At 60.5% G+C, this 12,932-nt stretch carries 7 protein-coding genes; 3 read left to right on the top strand and 4 right to left on the bottom strand.

The features are described 5' to 3' along the window. Positions 1–66 precede the first annotated feature (66 nt). The 4 genes from ONB52_21400 to ONB52_21385 all read right to left on the bottom strand — a co-directional run bounded on the left by ONB52_21400 (position 67) and on the right by ONB52_21385 (position 9,720). A complete protein-coding gene (locus ONB52_21400; GenBank protein MDZ7418690.1) occupies positions 67–2,745 on the bottom strand; it encodes a valine--tRNA ligase in 2,679 nt (892 codons plus the stop codon). Positions 2,746–3,311: 566 nt separating this feature from the next. Continuing rightward, positions 3,312–6,830 carry a class I tRNA ligase family protein gene (locus ONB52_21395; protein ID MDZ7418689.1) on the bottom strand — a complete coding sequence of 1,173 codons (3,519 nt, stop codon included), beginning with the start codon at positions 6,828–6,830 and terminating at the stop codon, positions 3,312–3,314. A gap of 481 nt (positions 6,831–7,311) precedes the next feature. After that, complete coding sequence (locus ONB52_21390; GenBank protein MDZ7418688.1) at positions 7,312–9,201, bottom strand: hypothetical protein; 1,890 nt, start codon at positions 9,199–9,201, stop codon at positions 7,312–7,314. Positions 9,202–9,258: 57 nt separating this feature from the next. Next, positions 9,259–9,720 carry a hypothetical protein gene (locus tag ONB52_21385; GenBank protein ID MDZ7418687.1) on the bottom strand — a complete coding sequence of 154 codons (462 nt, stop codon included), beginning with the start codon at positions 9,718–9,720 and terminating at the stop codon, positions 9,259–9,261. Between the two features lie 1,069 nt (positions 9,721–10,789). Here ONB52_21385 and ONB52_21380 point away from each other — a divergent pair. The 3 genes from ONB52_21380 to ONB52_21370 form a co-directional block, all read left to right on the top strand. Then, entirely contained in the window at positions 10,790–11,491 is a 702-nt protein-coding gene (locus ONB52_21380; GenBank protein MDZ7418686.1) for a peptidoglycan recognition protein family protein, read from the top strand. A 1-nt stretch (position 11,492) separates the two neighbouring features. Continuing rightward, entirely contained in the window at positions 11,493–12,242 is a 750-nt protein-coding gene (locus tag ONB52_21375; GenBank protein MDZ7418685.1) for a class I SAM-dependent methyltransferase, read from the top strand. 173 nt (positions 12,243–12,415) lie between these two features. Beyond that, the coding region (locus ONB52_21370) for an aminotransferase class V-fold PLP-dependent enzyme (GenBank protein ID MDZ7418684.1) at positions 12,416–12,932 on the top strand (517 nt) is incomplete at its 3' end.

The following is a 12,932-nucleotide window of genomic DNA, read 5'->3' as shown; positions in this document are numbered from 1 at the left end:
CTTTTGTTGATTGCCGCCGTGCTTCAAAGCTTGGTCCGGGCTTTGGGGAATGGCGGGCGGCGGCGGTCAGGACAGCGAGGCCAGTCTTTCCCGCAGCGAGTCAATGGTGGCGCCAATCCTGGCAGCTTCGGCCCTGGTCGATTGAATGAACTCGGGCCTGGCCTGCTGCAGGAAGCGTTCATCCTTCAGTTTCTGTTCGAGGCGGGCCAGGCGCTGCTGCTCGGTTTCGAGCTGCCGGGTCAGGCGGTTGCGTTCCACTGCGAGGTCGGCCTGGCTCAGGCTGACCGCCACCGTGAACGCGGCATCCACTGCCACCACGGCATTGCGCAGCGCGGTGGCCGAGGTCTGCGGCGTGTTCTCGATCACCGGTTCGGTGGTGCGGGCCAGGCGGGCAATGATCTCGCGGCAGGCGGCGAAGATGTGCGCCTGTTGACGCGGCTGAATCAGGACGTCGACCCTGGCGGTGGGCGGGATTTCCTTTTCCGAGCGGATACGGCGAATTTCCGTGAGCAAACGCACCACCGCATCGACGCCTTCCACCTCCGCCGGCCAGTCATGGGCCGCCACAATTTCCGGCCACCTGGCGCGCACCAGAAAGCCCGGCCGCCCGAGTTCCTGCCAGATCTGCTCGGTCACAAAGGGAATGAGGGGATGAAACAGCCGCAAATAACAATCGAAGGTGTGGCGCAGCACCGCGGCGGTCTCGTCGCGCTGTTTGAGCGACTCGAGTTTGATCGCTTCGAGATAAAAGTCACAAAACTCGCCCCAAAACGAGGCGCGGATGTGTTCGGCGGCATCGTTGAAGGCATAGACCGCGAGACGATGATTGACGATGCTGATCAACGTCTTCAGCCGCATCAACATCCAGCGGTTCACGGGATGTTCCACGTTCACGGGTGTTGCCGCGGTTGCCGGTGCGTTTGCCAGCGTGCGCTCCACCAGCTTGGCGGCATTCCAGATTTTGTTGACCAGCCGTTTGCAGGCGGTGATCTGCTCCTTCGCCAGGCGCGTGTCCCGGCCGGCGGAACTGCTCAACACCATCGCCAGCCGCAGCGCGTCGGCGCCGTCTTCGCGAATCACATCGAGGGGATCGATGCTGGTCTCCGGCTTGGTCTTCGACATTTTCTCGCCGTCCTTGTCCAGCACCATGCCGTGCAAATAAACCACTCGAAAGGGCACCTGGCCGGTGACGTAGGTGGTCATCAAGATCATGCGCGCCACCCAAAAGAACAGAATGTCCCAGCCGGTTTCCATCACCGAGGTGGGATGGAAACGCTGGAAATCCGGACTGGCGGCGAGTATCTGTTTGAGATCGCGCTGCGGATCGGCGGCGACTTTGGGATCGACCAGCGTGCTCCACGTCCACAAAGCCGAAGAGAACCAGGTGTCGAGCGTGTCGGGATCCTGCACCCAGCCTTCCTCCTGCGGCGGGCGATGGCCGACATAGAACTCTTCCGGTCCGCGATACCAGGCGGGGATGCGGTGGCCCCACCAGATCTGCCGTGAGATGCACCAGTCGCGCAGATTGTCGATCCAGTGGAAATATTTCTTTTCTTCGTGCTCCGGCACGATGCGAATCTCGCCGGATTCCACCACCGATCGCATCACCTGTTTGAGGCTGAGCAATTTGCCACGCCACGGCACCGCCGGCTTGTTGACATCGATGAACCACTGATTTTTCGGTAAAGGCTCGATGGGCTGCTTGGAGCGATGACAGATTGAGATCGGCTGGGTATAGGTTTCGATCTTCGCCATCAACCCGGCGGCCTCGAGATCGCGCACGAAGGCTTCGCGGCATTCCAGCACGGTCATGCCGGCATAGGGCCCGGCGGCTTCGGTCATGCGGCCGTCCTCGCCGATCACCTGAATCAGCGGCAGGCCGTGTTTGCGTGCAATCTCGAAATCGACCTGACTGTGGGCGGGAGTGACACCCAGCGCGCCGGTGCCGGTGGCGGGGTCGACGAACTCCGCATCCGCCACGACCTTGACGGTGATGGTGGGCCCTTTGGGCCAGGGCACTTCGATGGTCCGGCCGATGTAGGCCTGCCAGCGCGGGTCATCGGGATGCACCGCGACCGCGGTATCACCGAGTTTGGTTTCCGGCCGGCTGGTGCCCACCAAAAAGGGGCCGTAGTGCATGGTGTAAAATTTTGCCTCCCGCTCGACGTGATCGATTTCATCGTCCGATACCGTGGTTTGCAGTGCCGGGTCCCAGTTGACAATGCGCGGGCCGCGATAGATTAAACCATCGCGAAACATGCGGCTGAACACCGCGGTGACACAGCGCGACAACGCGGCATCCATGGTGTAGCGCTCGCGCGACCAGTCGCAGCTCGCGCCCATGGCACGAATCTGCGCACGGATGGTGGCTTGCGCGTCGGCGACGTAGCCGATGATGCGCCGCACCAGCTCTTCGCGGCCGAGCGTCTTGCGCGGGTCGGCGATACCTTCCTTCTGCAGCATCTTGATGACCACATTTTCCGTGGCGATGGCGGCATGATCCGTTCCCGGCACCCACAGCGCCTCATCGCCGGACATGCGGCGCCAGCGGATCATCAGGTCTTCGAGAGCGAGCATGATGGCGTGGCCGAGATGCAGCGTGCCCGTGGCATTGGGGGGCGGCATCGCGATGGTGAAGGCCGGCTTGCTGGAGTCCCGGTCAGCGATGAAGCAGCCGCTTTCCTCCCAGCGGCGGTATAGCTCCGGCTCACAGGTCTTATGGTCGAAGTATTCCGAGAAAGGCATGTGTTGAACGTGCTCCTGAAAATGAGGTGCGCGGCGGGCGCGCCTGCCGTTTCTTGACATCATGGCGCAGCCAGTCGCCGCAACCAATTCATTCGTGGCGGCGGCGCAGGGGCGCGAAGCTTCATGCCAGATTCATCTTTTAGCTTTGCGGCCTGCGCATATTTGCGTTTAAAATCTTTGCCGTCGTGATATATACTTGTTTGGCATTGGATTTTCAGTTTCGGAGCGCAAAGCTTCAGTTTTGCACTCCAGCTTGAAAAGTAAACCTCCTGATTTTTTCATCCAGATTGATCCTCTCGCGGGAAACGCCGATTTGATCGCGACGCCCCCACCCACGGGGAGGTGCATTAAAAATTTTGCGGCCACCGTGCCGTCAACTCCTCACGGAGTTTTGTGAACACGCCTTTTATTCCAGGCAACAGCAAGCCAGCATGCGAAATTCAGGCACTCGAAAAAGCGGATGATTCCCGCGGCGCACAGGCTGCCTGCGACAGGACGAAACAACCCGCCATATCAAGGATTCCTGCCGAAATCCCCTGAAAATTCCGGCAGTGGGCCGGATCTGTTCAACGCAAAAAGCCCCTGGTGAGCTTCATGAGTTCATCGCGATCGGCGTCGGCGAGCTTTGCCAATGGCGTTTGCAGCAGATCGATATCATTGCGGCGTTGCGCGATCTGCCGCACCAGTTCCGCCATCCACGGTTCCACTGCCGGCGCAGGACCCGCTCCGGCAAAATGGCTGGCGCTCCAGGCGGCGACTTTTTCGAACAGGAACGGACAGATCGGACTGAAAGATGTGGCCATGCAGGCAATCACCGCAGCCACGGTTGCCGCCGCCGCACCGGGATCCCGACCCGCCTGCTTGCGCGCGGCGACCAGATTGGTATAGCGGCCCAACGCTTCGATCATCTCGCTCAAAATCACTGCCGCCTCGGCATAATGATGGACGATATAGGCTTTGCGCACCGTTTCGGCCGCGGTCTCCGCCTGCGCGATCAGCCAGCGGTCGGCGGGCCGCGCTTCCCCCGCCGGCCTGGCGTCGCCGAGCAATTGCTGCAAGCCCGTCAGTTTGGCCAGCAGCAAATGCACCGTCTTGCGGCCGCGACGCAATTTGCTTTCCGAAGCCGTGACCACCTCCTGAAAGCCGCTCTCCAGGCAGAGCAGGCAGCCCAGGCGAAGGGCATCCGCACCGAAACGGCGAATGAGTGTGCGGGGCTGCACGACATTCCCCAGACTGCGGCGCATCGGCCGGTGCACTCTGCGAAAGTAAAAACGCTCCTCATCGGGCAAATCGCCGGCCGCGCCCGGGACCGCGAGCAACACGCGTTCGGAAACCTGCAGGCTGCCGTGCACGTGGATGTGCTGGAACACCGGCCGTCCGGTGATCGCATACGCCACGATCTGTGACGGCACCACCCAGCGCAGCAACAAATCCGGATCGACGAAGACTTCTTCGATGGGTGGCGGCATGGGTTGTGCCGGCCAGCCTGCGCCCTGCAGCGACCAGGCAGCCAGTGAAAACCAGGTGGAAAACACTTCCTGCGGATTTTCAGGAATCTCGTTGCCCCACCAGTGCTGCCGCGAAATGCACCAGGGCTCCAGCGCGTCCAGATGCGCGAGCACGCGCTCCCGCCAGCGGGGATGGGAAAAATGCACCGCACCCGTTTCAATGCCGCGACGCAAATGGCCGGCGCCGGCCTCCACGCGCACGAACAACTGCTCGGAGCAGCGCTGGTAGACCACGGCCTCACAGCGCCGGCAGCGATGCGCCTCGATCGCCTCGTGTCCGGGAATCCGCGTCGCAGCCGCGCCGATGTGCTCCAGCACCTTGCGCCGCGCCTCCGGCAGGGAGAGATGCTCATAACCTGGAATGCACACCGCACCCTTTTCATCAAAGACCACGATGCGCTCCTCCAGGCGGGCGAGGCGCGCGATTTGCTCATCGTTGCGGTTGTGCGCGGGCACCAGAAATACGGCGTCCGCGGCCAGCTCATCCACTCCCAGAATCGGCAGGGCCGCGCCGCTCACCGGATGCGAGGCCGTCTCTCCGGCAAAACGGCCGAAGGGGCCGGAGGCCTTCACCGCCACCGCCACCGCGCCCAAAACCAACTCGGGAAAATGCGTCTTGGTCTCGAGCACGCCGGTTTTGCTGCGGAAGCGAATGCTGTAATGATGATCGACTTTGAGCCGGGCGCGACTGACATCCGAAGCCACCAGCACGGTTTGACAGCGCGGGCAATGGTAGGCCCAACGCTTCTCGCGCACGAGCAAACCCGCATCCTTCAGGCTGTAAAACAGGCGCTCCACCGCACGCCGGCCGGCTTCGGACATGGGATTGAGCCAACCGGCCGGATCGAAACCGATGCCGAGCTGCTGCAATTGTTCGCGAATCTCGGCATCATTGCGATTGAAAAAATCCCGGCAGATCGCGGTGAATTCCGGCCGGCCCACCTCCTCGCGCTCATATGGCAGCGAGTTTTCAATGGCGAGCTGCAGCGCCAGGCCGCCGTGATCGGTGCCCAGCACGCGACGCGGCCGCTGGTTGGTGAGCATCTCGCGGGCGCGCGCCCGCACATCGAGCAGCAGTGGTGAAATAAACGAGGCCAAATTGGGGCTGGCCACCGCCGAAATCGGCGCGGCGGCGAGACGGCCCTGCTCCCCGCGAAAACGCCCCTGTTTGTCCCATGCCACCCGCCGCACCGGTTCATCCAGTGGCGGATCGAAGATCTGCCGGGTGGTGTCATGCGTGCGCGGCCGCCCGGCGCCGCTCCAATTCGACGCCAGCAAGTGATCGATGATACGGCGGCCGCGATGCCCCAGAATGGGATGCAACTCGCTGGCGGCGACATCGGCCAGTTCATTGGCCGCCTGGGTCGGCGGAATGAACAGGTTGCGGGCATGCCGCAGGACGCGCAGGGTGTCGGGATAAACGCGCTCGGCGGCAATGCGGATGTCATCCTGCAAATAGCCGTGCCATTCGTCACAGCAATTGGTAATGCCCATGCGGTTGCACACGTAATCCGGCACGAAAGTGATCCCGCGGCGCCAGAGCCGCTCCGGATCGTAGCGTTCCTCCAGCAGAATGTTGTTGGCGGCACCGCAGACCAGCCGCACTTTCAGCCGTGGAATGGTGTGGGCGTTGATCACGCCGCCGCGCGCACAGGGTGCGAGAATATCCGCTTCGAGATCGAAAATTTCCTCCGGTCCGACCACGTGCAGGCGTGGCCGTCTGGCCTTCAATGCCTGAACGGCCTGCTGATTGACGTCGGCGACCCACACCACCGCGCCCAAATCATCCAGCATTTCGATCAATGGCCGGCCGACGTTGCCGGCGCCCTGCACAGCCACGCGCACGCCGCGCAAATCATCCGAGCCGGTGAGAAAGCGCCAGGCCGCCTGCATGCCGCGCAGCACGCCCTGCGCCGTGAACGGGGATGGATTGCCACTGCCGCCGAGCGCGGTCGAAATGCAGGTGGTGAAGCGATTCTGGCTGAGTATGGCATCCATGTCCGCGGTCTTGGTGCCGACATCTTCCGCGGTGTAGTACACGCCTCCCAGGCTGGCCACGAAACGGCCGTAGGCTTCAAACAGCCGGCGACGCGCGGGGCCGGGCGGCAGATCATCCGGCATTCTGAGATCGGGTGGCAGTGGAATAATGCCCTTGCCGCCGCCCCACCACAAACCGGCCAGCGCATTCTTGCGGGTCATGCCCTGCGCCAGGCGCAGACCATCAACCAGCACCTCGGCCAGAGTGTCGTAACGCCAGAAACGCAATCCGCCCTGCGCCAGGCCGCGGCGGGTGTCGTGCACGAACGCGAAGAACAGCATGGCAATGCCGTCCTCCCGGCCGATGAAAACCGCCTCATGATTGCTGAAATCCTGGGACAGTTCAAAGAACGCCTGCACGGGCGCGAGAATCTGCGGATGCGACAGCGTGAACTCCCCATTCTCATACACAACAAATGCGCGATAGATGCCGGCCTGCTCCAACTGGCGCTGAAAATCGGCCACGCTCCACTGGCGCACCATGCGCGCCAGGGCGCGGCGTTTTTCATCGACTGTTTGACGGACGATTCGTTCGGGCATGGCCACGTCTCTCCCGGTTCTGGGCTTCCGGTTCTGCAGTCATCGCGATGACTTGGGATCTATTTGCAACGGTCAACCTTGTGCAGCGTCGACCGATCGACGTCCCCAGTTTGTCGAGCAGCGGCCCGATGCAGCGTCAATCCACCCCTAAGGTCGTGGGTGCGATGTTGCTTGCCCGGTGACAAACCGATGATGAACCGATCTCCTTCGCGGCCGGAGCGGACGATGTTCCTGGCTGTCTCAGCGGTTCGGCTCTACCGGCCTTCTTCCTTCTCTCCACCGCCGTGAGACAATGCCGACTAAAAAGGCCCTCTCTCATTGCGAGAGCACCATGTCGCTGGTGCGGCAGCAAAGATTTATTTCAAAACAAGAGGAGAAATCCTCGCGTGAAACCGAAGTTCCCGCAAAAATAACCGTGAACCATTTCATGGGATTGGAATTTATGCGGGGAAACCCGATGGAATCGCCAGGCAGAACAAAGCTACTTCACCCTCACCCGGATCGTCTTCATGCCCGAGATGGCATAGGGCCTGGCCCCGGTTTTCTGCCGGGTCGAGGCCTCCGGGAACGCCACCGGCTGTGCCACTTCCGCCAAGACGCGCTGCCGCGCAAAGGAAGTGTTGCCCTTCAAATTCTGCGCCTGCAAAATCGCAAATGCGGTGGGCGGCAGCGAGCTGAGCTCATCGCCCTCCACAATCAACCCGCGGTCGGGCGTGCTCAACTGAAAATAGATGGCATCGTTGCGCCGGCGTTCATTAAGCAACGCCGCCAACTGCGCAAAGCTGCGCGGGGAAAAACGGCCCGGAAAGAACTGCTGCTCCTGGCGGGTCAGCTCGCGGCTGCCGCCCACCGTGACGGTGAGCATGTTGCCCTCCAGCGCCGCGGGAATGACGAGCCGCTGTTGCACGACCACCTCCGGACCGCGATAGGCTTTCACGCGGGCAAACACATTGATGCTGTCACCCGCCTCCACCAGGCTGCGGTCCAGCCAAACTTGCTCAACCGTGGCATATCGCCAGCCCGGTAGTGAGGTGAAATGCAAAGCCACTCCCGCGATTTTCACCGGCTCGAGATCGTTGGCCATTACCGTGCCCAGGGCTGCGGCAATCTCTCCGGTGGCCTGCAGAATGCCGTTCAAAAACCCCTGTCCGGGAAGCGGTAGCATGCCGGGATAAAAATTCGCCAGTTTGATCTTGGCGCCGTCGCGCAGCCGAAGCTCGCCATCAAGCTGCAGACTGTTTTCGCCGGTGGCAAGCCGTGCAGATTCGAGCGTATTGACCAGCACAAAGCGCAGCACCAGCGGCATCAGCGTGTTGATCGCACGCTCATCGCTGAACTCGAAAGTAAAGCGGATTTGCCTGCCGGTTTCGTCGGTGTAGGTCACGGCCAGCGGCACCAGATTCGCCACGCTGCCAACTTCAGCATAAATGCCGGTGGTGCGATCCTGGCGCAGTGTGCCGAGCACTCCGGCACTCGCGCCAATCTTGAAGGCGCTCAATTCACTCGGCACGACGGTGAGAATTTTGGCGAGCGCGACCGGTATCGCCACCGGCCCGACATCGAAAAAAGGATGGCCGAAGGCGAGCACGCGGTTGCCCTGACGATAGGTTACCGTGCCAATGGCGTCAATACTCGCGTCGCCGCGCAGCAAGACCGCACTAATTGCGGCACCAGGGACCAGTTGATCGGCGGTGACGGCTTCCTCCGTGAGGGTGCCGGCGCTCACCGCCACCAGGCCGGCGGGCTGCAGCAAGCCCGCCGCCTGCTCCACCAGCCGGGATTGAAAACCTGAAAAGGCAAGCGGTAACGGCAGGGGTTTGATGTGATCCGCGGCATGCATGCGCCGCTGCAAGAGTGCTTTCGGAATGAAACTCTCCCACGAGGGTTCAGCCAGGCCCAGCGCCATTTCCAGAAAGGGGCTGTCGCTGGCGGGGGTGAAAGCCGCCAGCTCCTGCTCGCGCACCGCTTCGCGTGCGATGATCTCGAGCATTTCATGAATCGGGGTGACGCCGGCAAGTGGCTGCTTCAAGAACACGCTGATGGAATAAGAGAGGGCACCCGCGAGTTTGCCATCGATGTAAATGGGGCTGCCGCTCATGCCGGCGGCAACGCCGGTGAAGCGGGCATTCTCGCTGTCGAGCCGGATGAGAATCAGATTGCGCCTGGGGTAGAAGTCCCGCAGCACCTCGACCACTTCGAAGTCGAATTCTTCGGGTTGATAACCGCTGAACACGGTGCGGCCCTTGCCTTTCATACCCGGCTTGATTTGATCGAGCGGCATCAAGTCTTGCGCCAGCGTGGTGGAAACCAGAAGAGCGGGCAGGCAAAGATATTTGAAAAAACGGCGGAAAGGCGTTCGTTGCAGTCCCATATCAATCCGTGGGTAACCGTGAACCATGCGTTGGGATGGCTGATTTATGACGAACGGTCAGGCAAGCCTGGCCCAAATTTGAACACGAAAAATAAAGGAAAAGAGCACGAATTGCAATGAAAATAACGCCCCGCCGCAATCCCCCTCAGCATCGTGCGGCGTGGAGAAAGCATGCCTGCCTGCAGACAAGATGTTCAATGTCACTGATTTTTCAAACAGGGCAAAAACTCTCATGCAAAGCCGCAAAGAGTTTTTCTGCAGCGCTTGCCGAACAGCAAGCCTCAGCACCACAAAAATCACACAGGCCGGCAGGTTTCCCTCGTGCCTTTGGCGGGTTGCGCGGTTGAAAAAATCTTCGCTCTCACCGTTCAGTCTCCTTTCATGGCAGATTTGTTCCATCTGGAATTTTTTAAGGTTCCATGCCAACCGGTGTGGGTTCAGCATAACGCGGCAAACGGCCGCCAACAAATTTTCTGCAAGCTGCCCAACGCCGTGCCGCGCTGATTTTATTCGTTGCAATCGCTACAAACCTGTGTGGCCAATTTCAAACATTGGGATGCTGCGCCTGCCGGGAAGAGGCTTGCACCAGATTGGCCGGCGGCGGTGGGATTATCCTGCAACAGCGCAAGAGGTGTGAGGAGCACAGCAATCCCCGCACGGGGTGCGCAGGCAACCCCAAAATAGAAAAGGCGCGGCTTACCTTCCGTGGGTCACCGCGCCAGTTCGGATGCAGTGCTAAGCTGTGGTACCAAGAATGCGCCGAAGCGCTTTCGGGTCGTCCCTGGCCCTGGGCTCCTGCCTGAGCCCGGCAACGCGTGCGCGCTGCCGTCGTGATATTGTCCGGCCTGCCGGATCAGCCGCGGCGCCGTGCCTGGCACCGTGGAGCAATTGCCCGCCGAATCTGTCCTGTGTAATGCGTGGGCACTTGATCCAATCCCTGGCGGCTTCCCTGCCGCCGACTGGGCCGCCGGCCGGTCGGAACAATCAAACAAAGATCAAGAGCGAAATTCGCGATCATCCTGATGCGCTGCTGGTTTGAACGATGCCCTCCTGGCAAAGGTTCAAACTTTGTTGTGGGAGTCACCGGACCGCTCTTGCTGATGCCCGGTGTGAGGTGATTTGTGCGTCCTGCCTGCCATACGAATCTGAAACACCTTGAGACAGCGTGATTCAAATTTGTAAGTCCAACCACAATCGCAGATGCAAATCCTGTTTTTGGACGACTGCCCTGACATATTTGCATTTAACGTGCCAGAGTATGCGGCATGAAATTCCACTCTGACCGGTGTCTGCTCGAAAATGTCTCACCTCCTGTGACACACTTGACGGTTAAATCCGCCAGGTTGGTTACCGCCTGTGCGCTCGGGCACATAGCCGTTGCCTGTGAAATCATACCCGTTTGAGCTGGCGTGCAAAGCTGAGGCTTTCGCCAACAGAAATTCAAACTTCAACTTTCAACGAGCATGGTGAGCATGCCAACCGGCAGCGCCACACGCCGTCTGTCACGAATTGTCCTTGCAAGCATGCCATTTTCTTGCCATCTTCACTGGCAAGTTCACTGCGCAGCCATACCCAACAGAGTCAGGCGATGTGTGCACACTGGTACAGCCGGTTTCTCACTGTCGCATTATTCGGCGTGGTCGCCGGTTGCGGGCCGGCAATCAAAATCATCGACCGACCCATTCCGTTTTCCGCCGAACGGGTGCAGCTCACACGCGACTATCTCGCCATGCACTATGGCGTGACGGCGGCGGATATCACGATTACACCGCGCGTGATTGTGCTGCACTGGACTGCGATCGATGACTTCGAAAAATCTTTTGCCACGTTCGCGCCGGAACGGCTGCCGGCCTCGCGTCCGGAACTGCGCCACGCCGGCGAAGCGAACGTCGCCATCCATTTTCTCGTCGGGCAGGACGGCAGCATCCACCGCCTCATGCCGGAAAACTGGATGGCGCGCCATTGCATTGGCTTGAATTACGAGTCGATCGGCGTGGAAAATGTCGGCGGCCAGGACGGGGTGGACAATCTCACCGACGCGCAGGTGGCGGCCAACATCAAACTGGTGCACTACCTGGTGCAGAAATTCCCCACCCTCGAGTATCTGATCGGCCATCATGAGTATCTGGAATTCGTCGGACATCCGCTGTGGCGCGAGCGCGACCCCAATTATCGCACGGAAAAGATCGACCCCGGCGACCGTTTCATGACCGCAGTGCGCACCGGCGTGGCCGCGCTCAACTTGAAAGGTGTCGTCGAAATTCGCCAGGAAAAACAATTACCGAACTGAGATGGCGTTCAAGGATCATTTTTCCAAACAAGCAGAAGATTATGCCAGATATCGCCCGCGCTACCCCGACGAGCTGTTTGCCTTTCTCGCGGGCCTGGTGCCGGAGCATGACTGTGCCTGGGATTGCGGCACCGGCAGCGGCCAAGCCGCGCTGGCACTCGCCCGACATTTTGCCCGCGTCATTGCCAGCGACCCCAGCGCCCGGCAAATCGCACAGGCGCGGTCACATGCGCGCGTTTGTTATGTCATGGCGGAAGCGGAACACATCGGCATCGCCGCGCAGGCGGTGGATTTGATCACCGTCGCGCAGGCGCTGCACTGGTTTCAACTGGACGTTTTTTATGCCGAAGTGCGGCGGGTTCTCAAACCCGGTGGTGTTCTGGCCGTCTGGTGTTATGATTTGCTCCGCCTCACGCCGGAAATCGATGCCCTGCTCGATGATTTCAATCGCACTGTTGTCGGTGCCTTCTGGCCGCTGGAACGCCAGTGGGTCGGTGCCCGTTTTGCCGAATTGCCGTTCCCCTTTGCCGAGCTTGCCGTGCCAGCCTTCGAGATGTCGGCATCCTGGCGCTTGCAGGATTTGCTCGGCTATCTCGGCACCTGGTCGGCAACGCAGCGGTTCATCGCGGCGCGGGGCTTCGATCCAGTCACGCAGTTGGGCGAGCGGCTCGCATTGGTTTGGGGCAATCCGGCGGACGCCAGGCATATGCGCTGGCCGTTGTTCGTGCGTGCTGGCATGCTCCGCCACTGAGGCTCTCCCGCCGTCAAAGTGAGAGGAGGACGACATCAAAAGCATGCTTTGCACCGCGAAGCGCCGTGTCTATCTGACGAGTGAAATCAAATGGCCTGCGAAAAGGTGCGAATCCTGCAGAAACGATCAAACCTCATATTGCGGGAGAAAAACTTCACTCCTCGCTGATGAACATGCCTGCGATCTATCTGGATTACAACGCCTCCACCCCTGTTGCTCCTGAAGTCTTGGAAAGCATGCTGCCTTTTCTCACAACCGGCTTTGGCAATGCCGGCAGCAGTCATGCCCATGGCCGGCACTGTCGCAGTGCGATTGTACGGGCGCGCGAACAGGTTGCGGCATTGCTCGGTTGTGCGCCGGAGGAAATCATCTTCACCAGCGGCGGCAGCGAGGCCAACAATCTGGCAATCAAGGGTTATCTCGAGGGGCATCGCGCGGCGGGAGATCACCTCGTTACCACGGCAATCGAACATCCCTCGATAAGCGAGCCCTGCCGCTATTGGCAGCGCATGCGCGGCTATCGCCTGACATTTGTGCCAGTGGATGAGTATGGTCGCGTGCAACCGTATCCACCCGGTGAACCCATCTTGAAGCTTGCCACAGTAAGAGATATTTTTGAACTTTTTTCAGCGCGCGCTTTTGTGGCGACCAGCCGGAAATGGCAACCGAATGGCAATTCAGCCAACAACA

This window comes from candidate division KSB1 bacterium (assembly GCA_034506255.1).
GTDB classification, from domain to species: Bacteria; Zhuqueibacterota; Zhuqueibacteria; order Zhuqueibacterales; family Zhuqueibacteraceae; genus Coneutiohabitans; species Coneutiohabitans thermophilus.
The sequence above is the reverse complement of the archived record's forward strand: the minus strand, read 5'-3'. Positions and strand labels throughout refer to the sequence as shown.

Excerpts from the sequence above, each read along its gene's own strand:
- ONB52_21400 (MDZ7418690.1), bottom strand. The coding sequence starts at position 2,745 with ATGCCTTTCTCGGAATACTTCGACCATAAGACCTGTGAGCCGGAGCTA.
- ONB52_21395 (MDZ7418689.1), bottom strand. The coding sequence starts at position 6,830 with ATGCCCGAACGAATCGTCCGTCAAACAGTCGATGAAAAACGCCGCGCC.
- ONB52_21390 (MDZ7418688.1), bottom strand. The coding sequence starts at position 9,201 with ATGGGACTGCAACGAACGCCTTTCCGCCGTTTTTTCAAATATCTTTGC.
- ONB52_21380 (MDZ7418686.1), top strand. The coding sequence starts at position 10,790 with ATGTGTGCACACTGGTACAGCCGGTTTCTCACTGTCGCATTATTCGGC.
- ONB52_21375 (MDZ7418685.1), top strand. The coding sequence starts at position 11,493 with ATGGCGTTCAAGGATCATTTTTCCAAACAAGCAGAAGATTATGCCAGA.